The 22603-nt window shown below is 41.8% G+C and carries 29 protein-coding genes; 8 read left to right on the top strand and 21 right to left on the bottom strand.

The window, feature by feature from the left end; all coding sequences use genetic code 11:
* Positions 1–95: 95 nt before the first annotated feature.
* From BROSI_RS17040 to nikR, 6 genes are all read right to left on the bottom strand, one after another.
* A complete protein-coding gene (locus BROSI_RS17040; protein ID WP_052564986.1) occupies positions 96–1115 on the bottom strand; it encodes a transporter family protein in 1020 nt (339 codons plus the stop codon).
* A gap of 281 nt (positions 1116–1396) precedes the next feature.
* Positions 1397–2014 (bottom strand): energy-coupling factor ABC transporter ATP-binding protein, encoded by a 618-nt coding sequence (locus BROSI_RS17035; protein ID WP_052564984.1) that lies wholly within the window; start codon positions 2012–2014, stop codon positions 1397–1399.
* Positions 2011–2796, bottom strand: a complete 786-nt coding sequence (locus BROSI_RS17030) for an energy-coupling factor transporter transmembrane component T family protein (RefSeq protein ID WP_052564981.1) — start codon at positions 2794–2796, stop codon at positions 2011–2013. The genes BROSI_RS17035 and BROSI_RS17030 overlap by 4 nt, the downstream gene beginning before the upstream one ends.
* Positions 2797–2896: 100 nt before the next feature.
* On the bottom strand, positions 2897–3307 hold the full coding sequence (locus BROSI_RS17025; RefSeq protein ID WP_052564980.1) for a hypothetical protein: 411 nt from the start codon (positions 3305–3307) through the stop codon (positions 2897–2899).
* Positions 3304–3909 (bottom strand): cobalt transporter CbiM, encoded by a 606-nt coding sequence (cbiM, locus tag BROSI_RS17020; protein WP_052564979.1) that lies wholly within the window; start codon positions 3907–3909, stop codon positions 3304–3306. Before cbiM ends, BROSI_RS17025 begins: the two co-directional genes overlap by 4 nt.
* An 88-nt stretch (positions 3910–3997) precedes the next feature.
* Positions 3998–4414, bottom strand: a complete 417-nt coding sequence (gene nikR, locus BROSI_RS17015; RefSeq protein WP_052564977.1) for a nickel-responsive transcriptional regulator NikR — start codon at positions 4412–4414, stop codon at positions 3998–4000.
* A 290-nt stretch (positions 4415–4704) separates the two neighbouring features.
* On the opposite strand from nikR, the gene BROSI_RS17010 reads away from it, so the two are divergent.
* Both BROSI_RS17010 and trxA read left to right on the top strand, forming a co-directional pair.
* Positions 4705–5025 carry a ferredoxin-thioredoxin reductase catalytic domain-containing protein gene (locus BROSI_RS17010; RefSeq protein WP_052564975.1) on the top strand — a complete coding sequence of 107 codons (321 nt, stop codon included), beginning with the start codon at positions 4705–4707 and terminating at the stop codon, positions 5023–5025.
* Positions 5018–5344, top strand: coding sequence for a thioredoxin (trxA, locus tag BROSI_RS17005; RefSeq protein WP_052564973.1), 327 nt, complete (start codon positions 5018–5020; stop codon positions 5342–5344). Before BROSI_RS17010 ends, trxA begins: the two co-directional genes overlap by 8 nt.
* A 3-nt stretch (positions 5345–5347) precedes the next feature.
* On the opposite strand, the gene trpC is transcribed toward trxA, so the two are convergent.
* The 5 genes from trpC to BROSI_RS16980 all read right to left on the bottom strand — a co-directional run bounded on the left by trpC (position 5348) and on the right by BROSI_RS16980 (position 10589).
* On the bottom strand, positions 5348–6130 hold the full coding sequence (gene trpC, locus BROSI_RS17000) for an indole-3-glycerol phosphate synthase TrpC (RefSeq protein WP_052564971.1): 783 nt from the start codon (positions 6128–6130) through the stop codon (positions 5348–5350).
* On the bottom strand, positions 6127–6564 hold the full coding sequence (locus BROSI_RS16995) for a hypothetical protein (RefSeq protein WP_052564969.1): 438 nt from the start codon (positions 6562–6564) through the stop codon (positions 6127–6129). Before BROSI_RS16995 ends, trpC begins: the two co-directional genes overlap by 4 nt.
* A 1-nt stretch (position 6565) precedes the next feature.
* Positions 6566–6838, bottom strand: a complete 273-nt coding sequence (locus BROSI_RS16990) for a TMEM165/GDT1 family protein (protein WP_052564968.1) — start codon at positions 6836–6838, stop codon at positions 6566–6568.
* Between the two features lie 214 nt (positions 6839–7052).
* Positions 7053–8462 (bottom strand): ammonium transporter family protein, encoded by a 1410-nt coding sequence (locus BROSI_RS16985; RefSeq protein ID WP_102046807.1) that lies wholly within the window; start codon positions 8460–8462, stop codon positions 7053–7055.
* A gap of 480 nt (positions 8463–8942) precedes the next feature.
* Positions 8943–10589: a cupin domain-containing protein gene (locus BROSI_RS16980; protein WP_052564967.1), complete on the bottom strand. Its 1647-nt coding sequence runs from the start codon at positions 10587–10589 to the stop codon at positions 8943–8945.
* Positions 10590–10895: 306 nt separating this feature from the next.
* Here BROSI_RS16980 and BROSI_RS16975 point away from each other — a divergent pair, with 306 nt between their 5' ends.
* From BROSI_RS16975 to BROSI_RS16965, 3 genes are all read left to right on the top strand, one after another.
* Positions 10896–11924 carry a DUF362 domain-containing protein gene (locus tag BROSI_RS16975; RefSeq protein WP_052564966.1) on the top strand — a complete coding sequence of 343 codons (1029 nt, stop codon included), beginning with the start codon at positions 10896–10898 and terminating at the stop codon, positions 11922–11924.
* A gap of 279 nt (positions 11925–12203) precedes the next feature.
* The gene (moeB, locus tag BROSI_RS16970) at positions 12204–13019 is read left to right on the top strand and encodes a molybdopterin-synthase adenylyltransferase MoeB (RefSeq protein ID WP_052564965.1); all 816 of its coding nucleotides are present in this window, start codon (positions 12204–12206) and stop codon (positions 13017–13019) included.
* Positions 13020–13092: 73 nt separating this feature from the next.
* Positions 13093–13536 carry a rhodanese-like domain-containing protein gene (locus tag BROSI_RS16965; protein WP_082059284.1) on the top strand — a complete coding sequence of 148 codons (444 nt, stop codon included), beginning with the start codon at positions 13093–13095 and terminating at the stop codon, positions 13534–13536.
* Between the two features lie 30 nt (positions 13537–13566).
* Here the strand turns inward: BROSI_RS16965 and murC are convergent, their stop codons facing one another.
* The gene (gene murC / locus BROSI_RS16960) at positions 13567–14970 is read right to left on the bottom strand and encodes a UDP-N-acetylmuramate--L-alanine ligase (protein WP_052564964.1); all 1404 of its coding nucleotides are present in this window, start codon (positions 14968–14970) and stop codon (positions 13567–13569) included.
* 366 nt (positions 14971–15336) lie between these two features.
* Here murC and speD point away from each other — a divergent pair, with 366 nt between their 5' ends.
* Positions 15337–15765, top strand: coding sequence for an adenosylmethionine decarboxylase (gene speD / locus BROSI_RS16955; protein WP_082059283.1), 429 nt, complete (start codon positions 15337–15339; stop codon positions 15763–15765).
* Between the two features lie 17 nt (positions 15766–15782).
* Positions 15783–16730, top strand: a complete 948-nt coding sequence (gene speE / locus BROSI_RS16950) for a polyamine aminopropyltransferase (protein WP_052564963.1) — start codon at positions 15783–15785, stop codon at positions 16728–16730.
* A gap of 58 nt (positions 16731–16788) precedes the next feature.
* Here the strand turns inward: speE and BROSI_RS19335 are convergent, their stop codons facing one another.
* The gene (locus BROSI_RS19335; RefSeq protein WP_052564962.1) at positions 16789–17964 is read right to left on the bottom strand and encodes a tyrosine-type recombinase/integrase; all 1176 of its coding nucleotides are present in this window, start codon (positions 17962–17964) and stop codon (positions 16789–16791) included.
* A gap of 274 nt (positions 17965–18238) precedes the next feature.
* Between BROSI_RS19335 and BROSI_RS16940 the strand changes: the two genes are divergently transcribed.
* Positions 18239–18430, top strand: a complete 192-nt coding sequence (locus BROSI_RS16940; RefSeq protein ID WP_052564961.1) for a hypothetical protein — start codon at positions 18239–18241, stop codon at positions 18428–18430.
* Positions 18431–18612: 182 nt separating this feature from the next.
* Here BROSI_RS16940 and BROSI_RS16935 read toward each other — a convergent pair whose 3' ends face one another.
* The 8 genes from BROSI_RS16935 to BROSI_RS16900 form a co-directional block, all read right to left on the bottom strand.
* Positions 18613–19437: a DNA adenine methylase gene (locus BROSI_RS16935; protein ID WP_052564960.1), complete on the bottom strand. Its 825-nt coding sequence runs from the start codon at positions 19435–19437 to the stop codon at positions 18613–18615.
* The gene (locus tag BROSI_RS16930) at positions 19419–19649 is read right to left on the bottom strand and encodes a hypothetical protein (protein WP_052564959.1); all 231 of its coding nucleotides are present in this window, start codon (positions 19647–19649) and stop codon (positions 19419–19421) included. Before BROSI_RS16930 ends, BROSI_RS16935 begins: the two co-directional genes overlap by 19 nt.
* Positions 19650–19671: 22 nt before the next feature.
* Complete coding sequence (locus BROSI_RS16925) at positions 19672–19989, bottom strand: hypothetical protein (protein ID WP_052564958.1); 318 nt, start codon at positions 19987–19989, stop codon at positions 19672–19674.
* A 165-nt stretch (positions 19990–20154) separates the two neighbouring features.
* Positions 20155–20337, bottom strand: coding sequence for a helix-turn-helix domain-containing protein (locus BROSI_RS16920; protein WP_052564957.1), 183 nt, complete (start codon positions 20335–20337; stop codon positions 20155–20157).
* A complete protein-coding gene (locus tag BROSI_RS20080) occupies positions 20325–20480 on the bottom strand; it encodes a hypothetical protein (protein WP_157842596.1) in 156 nt (51 codons plus the stop codon). Before BROSI_RS20080 ends, BROSI_RS16920 begins: the two co-directional genes overlap by 13 nt.
* Positions 20481–20650: 170 nt before the next feature.
* Complete coding sequence (locus tag BROSI_RS16910; protein ID WP_052564955.1) at positions 20651–21133, bottom strand: hypothetical protein; 483 nt, start codon at positions 21131–21133, stop codon at positions 20651–20653.
* A 211-nt stretch (positions 21134–21344) separates the two neighbouring features.
* Positions 21345–21851 carry a hypothetical protein gene (locus tag BROSI_RS16905; protein WP_052564954.1) on the bottom strand — a complete coding sequence of 169 codons (507 nt, stop codon included), beginning with the start codon at positions 21849–21851 and terminating at the stop codon, positions 21345–21347.
* A 90-nt stretch (positions 21852–21941) separates the two neighbouring features.
* Positions 21942–22499 carry a hypothetical protein gene (locus BROSI_RS16900; protein ID WP_052564170.1) on the bottom strand — a complete coding sequence of 186 codons (558 nt, stop codon included), beginning with the start codon at positions 22497–22499 and terminating at the stop codon, positions 21942–21944.
* Positions 22500–22603: the final 104 nt, after the last annotated feature.

Below are 22603 nucleotides of genomic sequence, written 5' to 3'. Positions count from 1 at the left end.
TAAATAATAATTCCAATAATAAGATATTTCAAACCAACTGGTAGTGGCAAGGCGCGCCTTGCCACTCCTATGACAAAATCATTTAAAAGCCAGATTTAAAAGGAAATTGAGCACGTAACGATTGCCCGATACTCTTCCAGACCTTCAGCGCCTTGCTGTTCGGATTCGTTGTTCAGGTCTTCCCACGTTGTCAATTTTATCAGCATTCCAATGCTGACGTGTTTGCCAAACGTCGCCCTTAAACCCGGTGAAAGATAAAGAATTGTCCCGCCTGTCGCATCATCTGTTTCGTTCTCTTCATCCTGATCTTTGGTAAGATGGAGCACGTTCGATTCTGCAATAATATCAAGCCGGGAGAGAAACCCGTTCTTTTTTTCATATATCTCGTAACCGCCTGCTACGTTGAAGCGAATTTCGTTGCCTGGCTTGCCATCGTTGTGCTCAGTAAATGTCGTAAGCGATGTATCCCCCGTCAGGGTAAAATGAGGAAAGATCATCTTCGATGCGACAAAGCCAAACAGAAACGTGGGGGCGTCAAAACCCGGCTGCATACCCATATCAAAGATATTTCCCTTATTATCACGATTCGATGTTTCACCGGTTGGCACCGTAAACCCTGACTGCAAGGCCATTTTCAGGTCATCCGTGCTGTATTCGGCGCCATATGAGTCTTCCGGGCCGTAACCATACAAACCACGAATACCATCCCTTTCGCCATACTTAAAACCATACTGAAAAATAAACCCCAAATCTCCCAGGCCACTAGAAGTACCCAGACTATCCTGTTCCTTTATCGCCACCGGTAATATGGCATAGACACTGAGGGCGTCGGTAAAGCCATACCCTACAAGGGTGTTGAGGAAGGTAAAGGTATCGATGTTTTCTGGTTCCGCATGGTCTTTGTGTTCAAAAGGCACGTATTCAAACTTTTCGTAGAGTAAAAAGTTCCCCTTGCCGAGGGCCAAAGGAGAAGCAGTTTCAATGGGCGCTCCAGGCCCAAATGCAGTGGAAACTCCGCCGTGGTGGGCAAAACTGCTGGTTGTGTTTATGATAACGATAAAAATGAATAAAACAATGCATATAAAACAATGACTGTGTCTTTTACCTGCTGACATGATACCTCCAAATCCTTCAGTTAAACATGGACAAACAAAGTTTGTCCATGCCACCCGGAAATCTATAAATAAAATATACGAATACCGCAAAGGCAAAAGTTGTCATTGCGAGTGTACGACATGTGCGAAATGTCTGTGCAATCTATATGGCGTATAGAGTTGCCTTATTTGCTCGCAATGACAACTATCAAAATCTGAAACTTGCTCAATGGCATCTCAGCAAGTAACAACATACCGATAGCACTTGTATAATATACGTGCTACCAATATCTAAAAAATATTTATCTTCTCATCGCCTCCATCCCATATTGTTTTAAGGTATCTTCATCATATACCAATTCATCAGTGGGCATATCTGCCACGATCCTTCCCTTGTTCATGAGCACACAGCGTTGTGTAACTTCTGAAATCAAATAGAAATCATGAGAAGCCACCATAATGGCTATCGGTAAACCTTTCAGGTAGGTAATCAACCTGCGCCGGTTCCTGTGATCAAGATCGTTTGCCGGCTCATCGAGGATCAGCAATTGAGGTTCCATGGCCATCGCAGCAGCTAGGGCAACACTCCGTTTCTGCCCGCCGGATAAATGATGCGGAGGCCGATGGCTCACCTCGTTCAGATCAAAATATGCCAGCCACTTCTCCACAGTTTCCTGTATCCTTTGTTTCGGCCACCCTAAATTCCTTGGGCCAAAGGCAATTTCTTCCCAGACAGAAGAACAGAAGATCTGATCATTTACCTGTTGAAAGGTCAGCGCCACGTGGCGCCTGACTTCGTTGATATTCTTATGTTCAGCAAGTGGACGGTCTAACACCTCTACACATCCCGAATTGGGTTTTAACAAGCCGTTTAAATGCCAGAAAAAGGTAGTTTTGCCAGCCCCGCTTGGTCCTATCACTCCCACTTTTTCATGCTGATGAACCGATAATGACAGATCAGATAACGCCAGCCCTTCATTTTGATAACTGAAGGATACATTCCGCGCACGAATGACACAGGACATCGCAAACTACTCCAAACCAGACAATACTTGTAAAAAAAAAATAGAATAGTCAAACTGCCATAGGGAACTGCAATGACATCTTTATCGTCAACAAGGAAAGGCAGCATACCGCTAAAGCCACGGGACTGCATGGCACGTTCGACATTTTCAGCCTGCTCAAAACTTGCTAACAGTAAACAACCAACCCCGCCTGCAAGGTTACGCAATTGTAAAGGATGTATGCCTCTTTTCGCCCCACGGGAGGCCTGAGCGGCAAGCATCATCTTTAACCGTTCTGATAAGATCGGCAAAAACCGTGCAGTAAATGCTACGATGTGTATCAAAACCGACGATACCCTTAATTTTTCAAAGGTTAATAAGATGCGTTCGAAACCAACCCAGGTTATCCACATCACGACCCACAGCCACATTACCAACATCTTTGCTATCAGGACAGGGGCAAGAGAACGCCCCTCCTTTGTCCAAAGCAGGGTTGCACCTGTTAGTATGAAAAAGATCAGCACCCCTTTACAACGCCATGCAGCTACAAACGTCTTTCTCACTACAAGCACAGCGGATACATTGATAATCAATAAATAAAAGAAAAGATAAAAAAGATTGTCGAGCAACCCAAGCCCTGTCAGAATCAACAAAACAAGCACCGTTCCCAAACGTGTTGAAGGAGGAGATATTCTCATTAGGATATCAGATTTCTGAGGTTTACATAAGACACGGACAAACAAGTTTGTCCGTGCCACCCCTTAATTAATAAATTTCTAACTATAACACAAATTTAGATTACGATTTATTTATGAGTCGTCTTATGATAAAACCACCGCCACCGAGAACTGTAACCCCAATTGCAATACGGACACTTAAGTAATCAAAAAAACCTTTTGAAGTTCCTTGTAATACTTCTTGCCATGCAATCCGCGTAAGATGCCCCCCTGGTGCCTCAACAATAACAAATTCCGGCTCTCCCTCTACATCTTTCGGTAACGTCCATATCCCCTTCTCGTCCACGATATTTCTGATAATGACAATACCATCCTCATCCACGACGGTAACCACAGCGCCTGCGGCCGGTGACTGATCGCTGAAATTGGCATGCAGCTTTCCGCCTTCAGAGGATACATAAAGTCCATGGGCATTTGACAGGGAAGGTAGCAGAAAGATGGAACCGAAAATACAGAAAAAGAAAATTTTCATGGAGAAACCCCCAGTAATGATGGTTCAACCTTTTGGAGAAAATGCACTAACCAAAAACTGATGATACCTTCTACGATGGCGATAGGAATGTGGCCCAGAAAAACCAATTTGGCCAGGGGCATCAGCGCCGTATTCGTCGTAGCTAATGTTACATAAAGTAAAATAGCCGAAATTAAGATTGTTCCCCCACCAATAAAAGAACCTATCCACGGTCGCTTTTTTAAAGAGGCATGCTTCATCCAATGACGTCCGAGTACCCCCATAATGGCGCCAGGCAAGGCCATGATAGAAATATTGACACCCAAAACTGTCAGTCCGCCAAAACCGATTAATAACGCCTGCAGGAAAAGACCAACCGTCACGATGGTTAAAGCACCCCAGCCAAGCAAGAGTCCAGCCATACCGCTGAGCACAAGGTGCATACTGAAAGGACCGACGGGCACATGGATTGTCGAGCCTGCAAAGAAAGCTGCTGCAACCACCCCATACGTACCAACTTGGTCAGTTCGTAATCTGCGAACCGACACTCCTAATACAGGCAGGGCTATTGCCCATCCTATTCCAACAACATAGGGTGAGAGTACCCCGTCACTGATATGCATGAAATTATTCTCAACTGAAAAAACCAGATTGTTGTGCCACAAATATAATATTTATGCTACCGCCGAAGACAAAAAAAAGACATCTTTCCTACATGATCTCTGTTCCTGTTGTCGTCATGGAAAAACCCCCGTGTTTTACCCCTTTTGCCGACTTTAATTTCCCATATAATTCTTCGATCTCTTTCGGCCTGCCTTTTATTACAACGATTTCCAGACAATTGTCATCGTCCAAATGGATATGTTGGGTAGAAAGGATTGTGTCATGGTAATCATGCTGGATGTCGATAAGAAGATTGACCAACTCCCTTTTGTGATGATTATAGACAAGGGTGATTGACCCGGCGACTTCTTTACCCTCTTGCCATTCTTTTTTTACCAGATCCTCCCGAATCAGATCGCGTATGGCCTCCGAACGGTTGGTGTATTTCTTTTCTTTGATACACTCATCAAATCTTTGGAGTAATTCTTTTTCCAGAGAGACCCCGAATCTGACTAAACTTGACATACAATCCCCCTCGTTTTGTTGTGTTACAAACGTTATAATAATAACACGAATATTCCTGTTGTCAATGCATTTCTGTTTTTTTCTATCGTTTCCCTGGGGGATTCAATTGGCAGTACAGGCTTATGGCACAACTTCAGTACAAAGCGGAAATCATCCTGATGTTGTATGTTCTTGCAAATTTAAAAGTTACGGTTTATTGTGAAACTTTCCTTGAAATATGTCAAAGATATAAAATATAATTGTTCATGAAATTGAATGAACAAAACGATTAATACACTAAGTGGATACCTATGGATAACAATAAAGAGCATGAAGCAATAAAAATCCGTATGATACTTACCGAATATGTGACTTCCAGTTCTTGCAAGCTAAATCCGGATACAAAAATTGTAGACAGGGTAGTTAACGGGTTACTGATGCGTAAAATCAAGTTCGGGCATGCGTATTGCCCCTGCCGATTGGTTACAGGAGACAGGGAAAGAGATAAAAAGATCATTTGTCCCTGTGTGTATCACCTTGAAGAAATTGAACGTGACGGAGAGTGTCATTGCAATCTTTTTGTGAGTGCAGATTATCAGGTAAAGATGGAGAAAGGAGAAGACTATGTCTGAAGATGTCGCCGTAATTACCGATGCAAATTTTGATGCAGAAGTAGTAAAATCAAGTATTCCCGTGTTAGTAGATTTTTGGGCGGCATGGTGTGGTCCCTGCAGGCAGCTGGCCCCTGTGATAGACGAACTGGCAAAGGAATACAAAGGAAAGGCCAAGATAGGAAAAATGGACACGGAAGAAAACAATAACACCCCTGCCAAGTTTGGAATTACTGCAATACCCACGATTATCCTGTTTAAGAATGGACAGGTTGTGAACAAAATGATAGGCGTGAAATCGAAGAAGGACCTAAAGACAGCGCTGGATGCTCAACTGTAATAACTATGGTATCCCCAAAAGTTCGTGGAGCTTGGTTGGTATATCATTACTTTTCATCAGGGTTTCTCCGACTAAAATAGCATGGACGCCGATGCCGGCCAATCTCCTCACGTCCTCTCGTGATCTGATTCCACTCTCGCTTACAACAATTTTTCCATCGGGAATCATCGATCTTAGCCGGAGAGTGGTACCCAGATCGGTCTTAAATGTTGCGAGATCACGATTATTGATACCAATAATCATGGCGTTTGTTTGCAAGACTTTTTGTAATTCCGTTTCTGAATGGACTTCTACCAGGCAATCCATACCCAATTCTCTTGCCAGTTCTAAAAAGCACTGGATTTCCTCGTTGGAGAGGATCGCGGCAATGAGCAGTAAAGCATCGGCCCCGGCAGAACGTGCCTCATAAATTTGATATGTATCAATGATGAAATCCTTTCTCAGAACAGGCAAATCAACGGACTTCTTCACGTCAGTTAAATACGACAATCTGCCCTGGAAGAATTTTTCGTCCGTAAGGACAGAGATGGCCGCAGCTCCTCCTGCTTCATAAAGACGGGCAATTCCGATTGGGTCGAAATCATTTTTGATAATACCGAGGGACGGAGAAGCCTTTTTGACCTCTGCAATAATGCTAATACCGGTGCCCGATTTTAACGCCCTGCCAAAGGGTATCACATTTTGGCCTTTTTGAATATCTTTCTTCAATGCCTCAGCAGAAATCCGCTTTTTATTTTCTGCCACTTCAAGTAATTTATACCGGTAAATTTCATCTAAAATTGTCATAAGCGTTTTTGCTTTAACAAAAGTTCCATAAAACGGTTGCTTTTATCCGGAAAGGAATTCGTTGCAATAAGCATTTGCATAGAAGAAACAGACTGGATGAGACGAAAGGATACCCAGCTGCATAAGGACAGCCGCAGGGTAAGATACATGGTGTGATGTACAAAGAATCTGAAAAGAAAATTACACGAAAGAATTATAAACAGACCTATCGCGGCATAGAGACAATATTTATAACGATAGCGGATGCCGTATCCAAGTCCAATTATGAATAACCCTATGGTAATAGAGTAAAACCCATATCCGCGTTGAGCAAGTCCCTGGCTAACGGTTAATGCCAGGATACTCAGGATGATACCTAATATGCCAAGGAAGATTACCAGGTTTGCCACCTTTCCAACACGTTGTGAGTAATTTATGAGGTGTTTTTCTGTCATTTTAAATTTTACCCACAAGAATAAGGATTCCGATAATAATAAAAGCAATAGCAGCCCCCACCTTAATGAAACTGATAGGCAAAAATTTTGTTATCACCCCCCCTACGGAAACACCAATAATGGTAACTACGGCAAATGCAAGCATAGTACCAATAAAAACCAGTACGGGTTTATTTGTCTTACTGGTCATAAGGATAGATGCCAGCTGTGTCTTATCCCCTAGCTCTGCTAAAAAGATAGTGACGAATACGCTCACGACAATCTTCCAATCCATAAATTCATATCTCTCCTACTATCCGTGGTTCTTTCGGAAATCCGCCATCAAGACACTTCACGCTGCTCAGTATCACGGCTTCTGTAAATGTGTATATCAGAATACAGCCAATGAGTCAACGTAAAATACCATTGAATGTTAAATAAAAAACCTCCCGTATTCAAAGACAATACAGGAGGTTTTGTAAAGAATCTTTTGAGTTGAGAAGGAAAATTTAGTGATGCTCCTCTTCAATGATAAATTCCACTGCATCCTCATAAGACTGTTTCCGATAACCGAACAGTGATACAATTGTTCCCGCAGCGAGTCCTGTGATCCACGCAATAATGAAGGTAATAAACACACCCTTAATTTGCAATCCCGGCACAACATTTTGTGCTATAAAGATAGCTGCCAAACCACCTAACATGCCAGGCATTCCATGGAGATTGTGGACACCGCAAGTATCAATTCCTTTTATTGCCCTCTGAAGGCGTGGTTGAATGAGAGCAAAGCCAATGACACTCAAAATACCGGCGACGAAACCCAATATCAGTGAGGCCTTTGGCGTGGTGTGAGCACAGGAAGAACCGATAGCCACGCCCCCCGCCAGGGCTGCATTGGCCATATCTTCAATACCAATTTTTTTTCGAATCATTGTACTTGTCAGATACGTGGACACAGTTGCGCCGCAAAGAGCAAGAACGGTGTTGACTGCGGCAAGAGGCATCTTTGATATTTCTGCCGGTGCCGAACAAAAGGATGGCCAGAAGATCCATAAGACCATACTCCCCAGCATCGAAAATTGATTACTGATCTTATCAGATTCGATCTTCTTGTTAAAATCCTCGCTCGTGGTCATCCTGACAATCACGCCTAATCCAAAATAGGCGCCAAATTGGTGAATAACGATAGAGCCGCCCGTATCTATCAACTGACCTTTTGGGATAAGACCCATACCGTTTTCTAACATAATCCATTCATTCAGCATATAGGATGGAACAAATACCAATGCCATAATAATATATTGGGACATCTTCAACCTGCCCAGGAATGCCCCGGTGGCAATGAGTATACTTGCCGCGCAAAACTCGGCAAGGATCAACCGATCCATTGTTAATTCAGCAGGTTCTCCAAATATGTCCATTTTCTTAAGAAACATATAATAAGGAATGACAATGCTTACTGCAATATAGGTAGCAGTAACGGCGCCATAACCGTATCTTTTTACAAAGACCATTAAAAATCCGAAACCGACCATCAACATTGCCATAACATGGATGGCCTTGCCATATTTCGTTAACTCGAGAAAATCCTCCATTGCGGATGTGATCTCCCCGGTATGTTCAACCTTGGAAGGAACTGACTCAATTTTTGCCGGTGTATGAGATTCCACGCTGTTACTGGCAAGGAGAATTTTATGGCTTTCAGAAACCACATTGGAACCATGATCTATTGAAGACCATGCGTGCCAATCGTTCTGGATGTCATACATTGCGGGCAATGCATGATCTATCGATTGATTTTTTCCTTCACTTTCTAAAGCTGCAGTCCCGCCGGATACTTTTGGTACCCATAGCAAGGGAATGCATAAAAGACCGATACATAAAACAACGTACAACTTTAAAAACCTTTTCATTGCCATCTACCTGCCCTCCTTTTCTCGTATCTAAATTGTTGTGAGAATTAACACATTACTTGCCTGGTAACGAAATAAATTTCTATGAAAATTTTAACTTCCTGAACAATTTAAAATGCATGATATCAGCCACTGAAGTGGCTTGTTTTCACTTTTTCTGAAACAATGCCGGGGAGAATTTCATGACAAGTATTCATTGTTTCGCCCATTTTTTTAAAACTGTACATATCTTTGTTTGTTGTTTCATATTGATATTTCAGGGGATATATATATTCCATTTGAGATGAAATATCAAGTGAAAAGTACCATTTGCTATAATTTTGTTTTTTCGGCTAAAAGCCTTGTAAAATAAGGGCAAAATATGTGCCAGAACAACGTTTAAGAAATGCTGTCTTGCGTAACTTTGAATGATGCAGGGTATCGATAAATTTGAAAAACAGTAATTGATGAAATGTCTATGCGTGGTTTGGTTTGGTTTGGTTTGGTTTAATTGCCCAACAATTGTGTCTTCTTAAACTCGTAGTCCTCTTCGGAAATAAGACCCTGTTCTTTTAATTCATTGAGCTCTGATAACTTTTCATTTTCAATTTCTTTTCCGGAAAAAACACCTGGAGAAGAATTTTGTGCCTTTGTTCCAGTCAGTTCCTTGAGTTTATATTCATAATCGTCTTTTGTAATAAGCCCCTCATCGTAGAGCGCTTTCAGTTCACTGATTCGTTCGTCTTCGTTGGTATTGTTGGATGGCAGAGAAACCGTCTGCTCTTCATCTCCGGGAGTTTCTTGAAGTGAGTTCTGCGCTTCGGTTAGTTCCTTCAACTTATATTTATAGTCTTCTTCTGTAATGAGTTCCTGTTCGTATAATTCCTTAAGCTCCTGGATACGTTCATCGCTATGTGTGGTTCCTGTTACCATTGCTCTACTTTCTTCTCTTCCGGATATACCCATGAGTTCCTTTTTCTTGCCCGCATAATCTTCTTCCGTAATTAAACCTTCTTGCCGCATTTCTTCCAGGGTTTTTAGTTTATCCTCCAAAGATTCTTTTTCTTCTGATGCAACATCATGCCCTGCTGGTTTGCTTTCATCAAACACATCCGGTGTGTCCGGCATCGTATCTTTATTTTTATCAGAGATATCACGGTTTACAGGAACACGTCCTTCTGCCTGTTCCAAAACAGATTCATCTTCCACCGGCATTTTCCTTTTTGTGTGACCTTTTAATTCCGGAAGGTCGCCAATATCCCGACCTTCCACAAGCGCATCCTTTTTTTCCTCATATTCTTCAGCAGAGATGGTCCCTTCCTCCCTGAGTTCCACTAATTTCGTGAGTTTTTCATGTACATCTTCAATGTTTGTTTCGGGTTCTGTGACGTCCACTCTATTTTCCTGTTTCTTTTTTTCTTTTTGCGGAGATGCCTTTCCGGAGGAAAAAGACGACTTTTCGTCATCATAATTCCATTCTTCACGGACAGGTCTATTCGGCTTTTTTACTGCAACTTTATCTGCTTTAACCACAGGTGTTTCGATTTCTTCTGCGCTTTTTTTTGTATCCGAAACAGCTCTTTTTTCTTCGGTCTTTTCGGGTTTTTTTGCGGCAAGTCTTTTTTCTTCTTTTACACTCCTGCCAGCCTTCTTCTTTTCCTTGATGGCCTTTTCATCTCTTCCGTCAAATGGCGGAGAGATAATAGAAACAGCCACAAATTGCTCACCGCCGGTATTAAGGAATTTATGTATCGTTTTACCGGGAATTTGCAGGATAGATCCCGGTTTTATCAGATATCGTGTACCATTAAGGGTAGCGATTCCACTCCCCTTTTTAACGTAGATGACTTCATCATGCCGTTTGTGGTAATGGGGACGCAGTTCTCCATTCTCACGGATCTGGATGAGATGCATACTTGAATTCTTATTCTCACCCACATCGGTAATCTTCACATCTTCGTTTTCACCAAGTGGATTTTTGTTTGCAATCTCTTCAATGTTTTGGACATCGGCGGAGAAGACCACAGGAAATTTGGTGGGATGCTGGAGGGACTCTACAAAATTGCCGGGATAATGTTTTACCGTTGTACAACCAGTAGATATCAACACCAGAAGAGAAACCGAAAGGCAAATAAATGGTTTAATATAACTCATGATCTTTGATTAAAGGTAGAGCGCATGAATCAATAGGATCTTTCTGACAAGGTGCATCATTACAGACGTGTAATTTCCGGGAAGACTTTTAATTGCATTTTTTTTATTAAAACAAAATAGAGGGAGTATTGCAAGGAAGTATTTAAAATTGCCTGAGTTTTCACTGAAAAATCCCTTGTGTTTTTCTTGATAACTTGATTGACATTTTATGAGTTTATTTCTATTATAAATTACAAAATATACGAATGGTTTATACCTTAATTTACCTGAAATAAAGTAAACGGCTTCTTTTTTTACAAAAAATTAATGAAAATAAACAAGGAAAGAAGATTATTTCTGAAAAAAGCCTTACAAATGGGAAGCGGTATTTATGCTTCCTCAATCATTGGGAAATGCCTGACGAATACCTCCCTTATTACGTGGGGAGGAGATATATCCACAGTTAACCCTGCCACGGTAGTAATTGCACGTGATGACAACTTGTTCACAGAAACAGGGAATTTAAAGGAATCGTTCGTTTCTGGATTACTACACAAAGCAGTAATGCAGCTGACCAATGCCCTGTCACAAGAAAAGGCCTGGCAATCCCTTTTTCAACCTAACGATATTGTCGGCATAAAGTTAAACTGTCTCTCAGGCAAAACAATGTCCCCCCATGTTGCGGTTGTGGAATCTATTATACAAGGTTTAAAGCTGGCGGGCGTTAAAGAGAAAAATATTATTGTCTTCGAACGTTTTAACCGGGAGCTTGAAACTGCAGGATTCCGTGTCCGCCGTATGACTGATGGGATCCAATGTTTCGGCACAGACGAACTCCCTGGCGGTGGTTATGAAGCCGAGCCACAATTATCAGGCAGTGTAGGAACGTGTTTTAGCAAGATAATATCACGTTTATGTACAGCTATTATTAACGTTCCTGTGTTAAAGGATCATGATCTGGCCGGGATAAGCGTGGCAATGAAGAATTTTTTTGGTGTTATCCATAATCCCAATAAATATCATGGGAACAATTGCAATCCCTTTATCGCTGAACTGAACACGCACCCATATATTGCAGACAAGGTAAGGTTGATTGTGTGCGACGCAATTCTTGCACAGTACCACGGGGGGCCTGGTTACAAACCACAGTGGACATGGAATTACAACGGAATTATTGTAGGCAGGGATCCTGTGGCCTTAGATCGGATATGCCATACGATTATCGAAGAAAAACGGAAAGAGATGAAGCTTCCGTCTCTGAAACAAGCAAATCGAGAGCCCAAATATATCTCCACAGCTGCCGCGTTAGGATTAGGTATTGATGAACCTTCCAAAATCAACGTGATTCACGCATAATGAATGCAATATGGCTTGTAATCAGGATATCAACAAGTAAAATCTGTTGAATAATAATCTATCGTTTGTTACTATTTTACAATACGTAACAATTTTTGGTTTGTAATATCTTCGCTTAACTCTTGGTGAAAACCTAATTCTCAAAAACGAAGACCGAGGTCATGTCATGTATCATGACATGACCTTTTTTCTGTTATGCCAAAAGTACGTAATAGTTTAAGAGACACGATTCCCTATATTTTTAATACTTTTAAAATGCTTAATAACTAAGGAAACGAGATGTCATCACCATTTACAGAAGAACAGATAAAGCGTTATTCACGACATATTATCCTTCCCGAAGTAGGTGGAAAGGGACAGCAAAAACTTTTACATGCCAGGGTTTTTTTGGTAGGTGCCGGAGGACTGGGTTCCCCTGCCGCATTTTATCTTGCCGCAGCCGGTATAGGGAAGATTGGCATTGCCGACAGTGATTGCGTGGACCATTCAAACCTGCAGCGGCAGATACTCCATTCCACCAAAGATGTAGGGCGTTCCAAGGCTATCTCCGCCAAGGAAACCCTGGAGGCATTAAATCCGGATATAGAGGTAATTCCTTATACAGAACGTTTAAATTCAAACAATATCATGGATATCATCAAGGATTATGATGTCATCCTTGATGGGGCTGATAATTTTCCCACAAGATACCTTGTTAACGATGCGTGTGTATTCCTCAGAAAACCGCTGTCTCATGGTTCCATATTCAGGTTCGAAGGGCAGGTCACTACCATTATACCGTTTGATGGGCCCTGTTACCGCTGCTTGTACGAAACACCGCCCCCACCCGGTCTGGTGCCGTCATGTCAGGAAGCCGGGGTATTGGGGGTCTTGCCCGGCGTGGTTGGTTCTATCCAGGCTACAGAAGTCGTAAAACTTATTCTGGGCAAGGGACAAATATTAAAAGGAAAATTACTTATCTACGACTCCCTGAATATGGACTTTAAAAAGGTCAAAATACATAAGAATCCCACTTGTCCGGTGTGCAGCGACAAAGCCACGATTAAGGAACTCATAGATTACGAAGAGTTTTGCCACGCCCACGTTGGGTCGTAAACAAAAAATCGTAATAGTTCACCGCTGAGGTCGCGGAGAACCCAGAGAACAAATAAATAAGGAGCGATTGAATATGAAGAGAAATCCGGGAAAAAGAATAGTATTCTCTGTTGGTGTAATCTTATTCTTAATCACAGTGAGTGGCATACTCAGTTTCAAAAAACTCCATGCTGGGGAAGGCAGTACAAAAACACAAACAGAGGTGAAGAATATCTCTGCCAAACAGGCCAGGGAATTAATCGACAGGGAAAAGGATGTGTTCATATTGGATGTGCGAACACAGGAGGAATATAACGATGCCCATATTAAGGGGGCCAACCTTATTCCTATTCAGGAACTTGAACAAAACATCAATAAAATTCCCAAAGATAAGAAAGTGATAGTGCACTGTGCAAAAGGGAAACGCAGCGCCAAGGCATGTGAGATACTGAAAGACGAAGGATTAAAAGAGTTGTATAATGTTGAAGGGGGTATTAATCAGTGGAAGTCAGAAGGCTATCCGGTCGAAAAACCGTGATAGTTTGAAGATCAGCTATCGGGCATGGTTTTAAAATTCTGATAATCTTACAAGAGATTGGAAAATTTTTTGGCAAAATTCTGTAAGCGTATTGTCTCGTGCCCCCATAACAAGGATACAGTCGCCTGCTGAAACCTGCTTATCGATGAATGGAATAATATCGTCTCTCCTTTCGATGAAGAAGGCATTTTTATCTCCTTTGCTTATCCGTTTCACGATATCGGCAGAAGAGATATTTTTGCTGGCAGTGCCGCCAGCGTAGAATATTTCCGGCATAAAAAGGATGTCGTTAGGAGAAAGAACTTTCGTAAATGCGTCAATAAATTCTTCTTTCATAAAATTCGTTGGACTGTAGCCGTGCGGCTGAAAGATGGCTATGACCCGTTTGCAGCCAAGCTTTACGGCATGTATTGCCGCTTTAACTTTTTCAGGATTATGGGCATAGTCGTCTATTATCTTTATTCCATTAATCTCTCCGATAATATCCATCCTGCGTTGTACACCCCTGAATTCTCTGAGTGCCGCGGCAGTTTTGCTATCACTTATGCCTAAACTCCTCGCCACAGCAATAGCTGCAAGCGCATTCGATACATTGTAACTACCGGGCAGATTTATCTCAAAGGACTGATCATCTACGGTGAACGTGGACTGAAATGATTTATAGGCTATATTTTTTGCACAGATACTGGCGTTGTTGTTTAATCCATAGGTAACAATATCCTTATGCTGAAAATCTATCATTTTCAGATACGGACAATCTGCATTGAGAATGAGCCTTTCCCCTGTATTTTGTGAAAGGGTAATAAACATCTTCGATATCTCTTCGATGGTTTTGTGATCTTTCGAGATATTGGTAATGACGGATACACGGGGTGTATACAAAGCAATGCTGCCGTCACTCTCGTCTGCCTCAATGGAGATAATATCCGAGTCGCCTGTCTTTGCATTACCTAAGCGGGAGTTATTTGCAAAATTTTTGATACAGCCACCCACGATAATGGTAGGAGACAGGCCGGCATAGTCGAGTATATAGCCCACCATACAACTTACCGTGGTCTTGCCATTCGTTCCACCAATAGCAATGCCATACCCGGGGTTAAACATTTCAGCAAGGAGGTCGGCACGCTTTGTGATCTTTTTGTAAAAGAGACGCGCCTTTTTGATATCGGGGTTATCTTCTTCGATAGCGGAGGAAACGACTACACAGTCTGTATTTTCTTTAACACCTGAACCATCCTGAGGGTGGAGTGAAATACCCTGAGTAAAGAGCTTAGAAAATACGTCATCGGTAATATTTTTATCATAATTTCTGTCAGAGCCGCTGACAATATGACCTTTCTCCCTGAGCACCTGGGCAATTGCACTCATACCAATGCCACCCACACCCACGAAGTGATACGAAAATTTCTTAAAATCTCTACAATTCTCCTTCATTCCCCTATTCCTTCTTTATTAAAGGGGAAGTACAGGGGTTTGGAGGAGATTAATAAACAAAAATGAAGAAAAATTGGGGATGCATTCTTTATTACTGTATGTTTCATAGATTCAGGACTATACAGGATGGCATTTTAATTGTCAAAATATTTCTCTGTTCTATCCATATATTCATTCTTGACAAGTCTCATTCTTCATTCTAGAATCAAACACTCGTTTACGGCTATGAATCTTTAGCCATTCCTAAAACGATGTTTTTGACCAAAAATGAAATCAATAGCAAAAAATATACATTCAAAGTACAAATCAAAATAGAAACAAAGGTTGTGTGTTTACTTATTATTACATAGCTTGGGGGAAAACACAATGGATGCATTAGGTAGACACATCATTCTGGAGATGTGGGGATGTTGTCACGATATCATTGACAATGTTGATGTTGTAAAGGAAATTCTCATGAAAGCTACAAAGTCTATACAGGCGACACTGGTAGATATCGTATGTCATCGATTTAGTCCCTACGGTGTTACGGGAGTCGCTATTCTTGCAGAGTCTCATATTTCGGTTCATACATGGCCTGAATATGGGTATGCCGCGGCAGACGTCTTCATCTGTGGCGGCAACACCATCAACCCGCAAAATGCCGCCTCTTTCATAATACAGGCATTTCATGCAAAAGAAACCTCCCTGCTGGAATTGGAAAGAGGAAACCTTGCATCCAGGAAGATACAAGGTGGCAAAACGGTGGAAATGAATGTAAATATCCCTGGTTCTCGTTCTCCAATCTGTTTATAGAAACGGTGAGAAATCGTATGGAAAAGTCTCCGGTAAATTGGATAGATGATTATTTTAACAGTTACGAATTGCACAAACATGCCTTCAGGGATGTTGTATGCCAGGTTCAGTCAGAGATCCAAAAAATTATCATAGTCGATACCTATAATTTCGGAAGATGTCTCATCCTCGACAATGAGTTTCAATCAGCGGAAACTGATGAATTTATTTACCATGAAGCACTGGTACACCCTCCTTTTATTTTACATCCGGGAGCAGAAACCGTACTCATTTTAGGGGGCGGCGAAGGGGCGACGTTGCGGGAGGCGCTTCGCTATCAAACGGTAAAAAAGGCCGTAATGGTTGATATTGATAAGGAAATGATACATTGTTCCAAAAAATTTCTTTCCTCATTTCATGCTGGCTCATTTGATGACAAGCGTGTGGAACTCGTTATTGAAGACGGCAGAAAATATCTGGAACGGATACAGGATAGATTTGATGTGGTTATCGTAGATGTGAATGACCCGTTAGAGAGTGGACCATCATATATGCTTTTTACCCTGGAATTTTATCAGCTTGTTGCAGAAAGGCTGAAAAAGGATGGAATACTTATCGTGCAATCTGGTGCAGCTTCTATTTCAGAGAACGATGCATTTACTTGCATTTGCAATACATTAAGTAAGGTGTTTCCGCATGTATTCCCCTACGTTACCTATATTCCTTCTTATGCACTTCAGTGGGGATTTTCCATGGCAACACACAACCCATCCAATCTTGATATCACGGGTGAAGAAATTGATGCAAGGATCAATTCAAGGATTGCCAGCGAGCTTCGTTTTTACGATAGTATTACACATCATTCACTCTTTAATCTGCCAAAGTATTTACGGGCAGACATCCAAAAACAAAAGCATGTAATACGGGATAAAGATCCGCTGAAAGAACACTATCCCGGTATTTCCACAGAATCCACAAACCTTTAAATTACGCATAGTTACAGAACACATGCCTTTCTTATGTCGTACTCCTGTCGTACCTTTGTTACTGTGCTACGGCCAAATCTGCATTATTATTCATACTCAGAACATGGTCCGTTAATACCTGAATAGCCTTCTTCTTGCTGTCAAGGTTAGTATGCGAATAACGCAAGGTCATAGCCAAAGTAGAGTGCCCTAAGAGGTCTTTGGTGACTACAGCCCCGGTTCCTAGCTCTGCCTGCAAGCTCGAAAAGGTATGTCTCAGGTTGTGGAATGTGAAATTATGAATCCCTAAGCCCTTAAACAAATGGCTAAAGTGTTCGCTGTACTTCCTACCAACGGCCTTTGTTATGTCTCTGGTTTCAAAGATTCTATCCGCAGCATCGTTACCCCTGTAACCCTGTAGCTCTCCCCTTAGATATTCTGACAGTGGTACAGCTATGAGTTTGCCGGTCTTGCTTTGGGTAAATGTTATCAAGTCCCTGGCAAAGTCAACATCGTTCCATCTTAAGCCTAATACCTCGTTTAACCTCATCCCGGTGAACAATGCCGTTAGAATCATCATGCGGTCTTTGTCTTGTGGTAATTCAAGTATCAGCTTAATTTCTTCGGGACTCAATACCCTGTCTTTGGTCTGTGCCACCTTTAAACGCTTAACCTCTTTGCATGGGTTCTTATCAACGATGCCCTCTTTCATGGCTACAGTAAAGATATGACTTAAAAATTTGACATCATCGTTGATTGTGCTGTCCTTCACCTGGTCTTTCTCTTTGCGTTCAATCCTAAACCTCTCAACAATGAATGATGTAATCTTATCCAGCTGGTAATTACCCAAATACCTTAAAAGATTATTTACACATACTTTCTTTGCGCATAGGGTATTTTCCTTCGCCCCTTTGTGTAGTTCCAGGTATCTCCCGGAATACTCTGCAAGGGCAGGAATGACCTTTTTTTTTGGCAATTGCAGTTTGCCCCGCTCCCTATCACCGACAAGCACCATTAACCTTTTCATAGCATCCTTCCGACTTCTAACGTCCCTGAAGCTAACTGACACCCACCGTTTTCTATCATCAAACAATTCTATCAACCACCGCCCACACTTCGGAATATCTCCGTTTTTCTTTATAGGCAAATCCGTTGGACAATAATCCTCACGCTTACCATCACAGGAAATTTCTTTACCCTCGGCATCCTGAATTTTGCACTTGTCCGGATAATACTTTTTCCACCTTACCGCCATTATTCACCGTCCTTTTCAAATAAAAAAGGCAACAAGCCATAGGTGGTCAGCCCCACAGCCGTTGCCTTCGTTTTGCTCCTGAAGTCTACCCCAGGAGCAAAATTATTCAAGCGTCCTGACCAACGCCACAAACAAAACTTAACTTAACCGAACACAACGAAACTAAACCAACAGAAGTACGTTTATCGTATCTTTAAGATATTGTCAAGTGTTTTTATCTATTCCTTTTTCTTTTGACGTGTTTTGGTGAAATTGGTATTATGTTACAAAACGCATGACTAAGAAACAGAGAGAAAGCACAGCCAAATATTTGTATGATATTAGTAAGGGGATTGCCCTTCTTACTGTTGTTGGAAATTTTGTAAAAGAAAAATTAGACATCCCTGTTATTGTCTCTGGCATTATAGCAACATTAATAGTTTTCTTTTGGGCATATAGCCTGGAAAGGAATATACAAAATGAGTAACCTTGCTATACTTTTTATAATAATTTCAGTTATTGGCCTGATTGGTCTTGCGTGGACATTATATAGCCAGAAACATTCTAAACATACACATTAGTGCCACTGTAACCCCGTCCAGATCATCCAGCATATTGCTCTGGTTATCTCAAAGCCTATTATCCAAAATAAAAAATCATTGAAATAGTTCATCGGTTAAACTCCCGTTCAAAATTCGTCCAAAGGCATTCCACAGTCTTTGGCTTTGATTCCCCTGTTGATTTATGGCTACCCTTGAAGCTTGAATATTCATGCCGGCACCAGCCCTTATACAATTCATCGTATAGGCCGTTCTGATAATGTGAGATCATGGCCTTACCCTTTATGCCGTGAAGTAGCTCTGCAAGTTTATAATGATCGTCATGGCCAAAGGAATCCTTGCTGTAATAATGTTCTGCATTCAGATAGGGAGGATCGCAATAGAATAAGGTGTCTTTTGAATCGTATCGCTTGATACATTCGGCATAATCTAAGGACTCAATACAAACGTTTCTGAGACGTTCTGCAATAGCGTTCAGTCCATCGATAGAGTTCCTAAAACTCATTACTGGATTCCTGCCAGTGGTAGAAGGTACAGCAAAGCCACCCCTTACCTGGTCACCTGAAAAGCATGTCCTGTTCAGGTAAAACCACTGTGCCGCTCGCTCCGCCCTTCCTGATGGGATATCGCCAGCTTTCCACCGCTGCCTTAAAATAAACCATACCTCACGGGAATAAAGCATACCATTAAGCAATTGTGTGAGATACCGTCTCTTTCCAGGATACTGAAGAACACGAAAAAAGTTTATCAAATGGCCGTCAATATCGCTGACTATTTCCACCCGGGAAGGTGTCTTGCTAAAGAGTAAATGTCCAGCCCCGCAAAAAGGTTCAACGTAGCAAGTATGCTCAGGAATCTTCTCGGATAGCCAGCCCGCCAGAAAACTTTTACCACCTATACGGCAAATTGGACTTTTTAGACAGTTTCCAGGCATTTATCTTTTTTTCTCAACTTACCGTATGGCATCCAAAAATAAAGACTACAATCTTCGATTTCACAATCCAGCCTACCGTCAATATAATCACACATACAGTCTTTGCACTTTGCCAGGATTGCCTTTTTCATGGAAGGTCTTTTTTGTCTGAATGATCTTTCGATCAATCCAGCTTTAATTTTCTCATGATATGTTTTTAATCCCAAATTCACACTTACCCCCTTCCTTTAAAATTTACCATCCAATAGGATCAAAGCTATGAATTTTACGATGGCAACTTGAGCATAAAATTATCACATCTTTGTATTTAAGGTAATTATGATGATGTCTATGCATCTTGCCATCACTCTTACCGCATACTTCGCACTGACTGGCTTCTACTTCTTTGAATGCTGTCATCCTCGCATGTTGAATTATCGATGAATGTGTTTTTACAGGCTTATACTTTGATTCTTTGGCTTTGGATAATCTACGGTCGTAACTGATCATTACACTAAAAACATCTTTTTCTTCCTCACTTAATAAAGATTTTCTATTTACTAATCTCTTCATTTGATATCCCTATATTAAAATTTTCAATTCCTTGCTCCAAAAACATATCAAGAAACAATAAATTTCACATTCCGATTACCTTCATCGACCTAGACTACGTTGAAGACATTCCGAAACGTTTTTAGAAGGCGAAACTATACGATTGTGGCATGCCTTTTAGAAAAACTAAACCGCCTCCTGCCGGTTCCGATCAATAAATACTTCCAGGTCGGATAATTTAAACCTATTTAACTTACCAATTTTTACTACCGGAATTACCCGTCTCATGACCATATCGTAAAGGGTTGACTTCTTGATGCCCAAAAGACTGGATGCTTCATCCATACCCAACAATTTTAATTCTGGCATTGCCCACCCCCTTCTATTCGATTAATTTCATCTTTCACCCTGGCAACATCCATAAGCAATACCTTGATTTTTAAAAGTAAGCTTGTATACCGCAAATATTGGTCGATTAATTCCTGTGTTTCATTTTGTGGTGGTTTTATCATCTTTTCCCTCCGTTCCAATTATTCGTTTGACATGAGAATCATGCCATTCGACCACTTGGTCGAAATCAAATCTATAACCCCGGCTGGTTCTCTTATGTGGTAAACCCAACTGAATCCAGTCCTCAATTAAGTATCGGCTGACTCCCATTTTTTCTGATAACTCGCTCAGGTCAATTTTTCTCGCCATTCGTCACCCCCGATTGATTTAATTCGCTGCATAATGATTCAAGGCACTGCGTAATTTCCTTCGTAAGAATTTGATTGATCTCCCTGTGATCGCTTTCGGCTGCAAGGATTGGACTAACTCTATTAGGAATATTCAAGAGCGAATCCCTGACCATGCGTGCCGTTTCAAAAGCTTGCTTCCTGACCGCCTCGACCGGTACAAGCTCACCATTTTTTTCCTTAAATTCCAGTTCAGCCAACAATGCCCGGAAGTGCTCTTTCATCGCTCTTGCTTTCGTAAGGCCTTCCGTGTCGCTGCTCTCAGTTTTTAAAAATTTCTCCTGATGCCACTTGATAACCTCGGCCAAAACAAAAAGCTTACCTTTTGCGGTTTGCTCATGCGGACACCCCCGGTTTATCCAATTGGTAAGAGTGGTTTTGCTGATCGAAAAAGCCTTACAAACTTCATTTGATGTTAATTTTCCCATGTTTATAACAACCCCCGAAAATTTTTCTGAGACTGCGAAAATTCTGCGGTCGTCTTGCCCCCGTACAAAAACGCTTTCTGGGAGTACCTTAACCTTTGCCCCGCAACAACTTATTACACACTTCCTTTTTCATGTGAAGTAGCCTGGCCGCTATATGATGAGTGACGAAGCCGTGAACGGCCAGGCCAGGAGGTCACGGCCTATTTCACAGCTACCCCGCCGACGACCCTGCTTCTGCCCGCATATATGCAGCATAAGCGTTAAAGCTTGTAAATTCTCTTTGCAATGCTGTGTCATTTTTCCAATTTGCGATTAAGCTTTCCTCGAAACTCAAAGACTGTGGTTCAATCCTTTCGGTTGTGGCCTGTGGAGTATAACTCCTACTGAACGGGACACCCGCTTTCAGCCTTGCAAGGTCGTCCATTGCCTTTTGCTGTGCAAGTGAAATCGCCGGAACCGGAGCAGGTTCAACTTTCGGAGTCTGAGTAACCACTTCAGACTTTGTTTCAATTCGCTTAGGCCTTTCGCCTGTCCTGATAAATTGGAGTAACTCCTTCTCTCGCTGCAAATGTGCCGGAAGGTCGTTGCACTCGTACAAATCGGATCGCCTCTCAAGATTCGTTTTGATTTCCTCTAAGCTCGGGTGTCCATTCCGATCATCTGGGCAAAAATGTCGGAAGCCGTCCAAATTTAATGGGCATTTTTTCGTGTTTTCCATAACTATCCTTTCGTAAAAAATGTTTAAAGAAAGGCATGGGATGCTATCACGGAAACACCCCATGCCAGGAATCGGCCTGGAGGTAGCCGATTAATCGTTCAAACTGTATTCCTCACGCAACTCCCCTTGAATTTGCTGGGTTTCACCGCTGCTGGGATTCGGAAACAGGCAATCCAAGATAAATTGTCGTGTCCGTCCGATCTGACAGCCGATTGCAACTATGGTTCTTATGGTCTCCCTGACCCCACCGGTAATTTTGCTCTCGAATTGCAAAGAAATTTGTTCCCAGCATTGACGTTGCAAAAGGTCAAGTTCTGTGTATCTTTTAGGCAAATCAGTTTCCAGCGCCTTAACTTGCCTGGTTAGTGCATCATGTATTACCCGGCCATCTGCAAGGGATTTCTCGGCCTTTTCGAGCTTTTCACCAGCCTCTTGAAATTCCAGCTCAGTACATTCACCCAGGACAAATTTATCTGCAATCTTCTCACGCTCATGCCTAACCGATTCGCAAGCCCGCTCCAGCTTGGGGAGGCCTTCCCTGGCATCGTCCAGCCGTTTGATTAGCTCTCGTTGTTTTCTTAATGACTGTTCAATCTCCCCCTGTGCCGACCTATACGCTCCTACCGCAACCTCAATATTATTTCTCATTTTTTAAACCCTCCATAAAAAAAAGACTGATAAAAGTTAAACCCGTAAAAAATTCGTAAACTATTTCATACGCCTTTTCGGTTTTCAAAATCTAAAGAATTAAG

Origin of the sequence: Candidatus Brocadia sinica JPN1, assembly GCF_000949635.1 — a bacterium.
Classification (GTDB): Bacteria; Planctomycetota; Brocadiia; order Brocadiales; family Brocadiaceae; genus Brocadia; species Brocadia sinica.
Note: the sequence above shows the minus strand (reverse complement) of the source record. Positions and strands in the feature narration are given on the sequence as shown.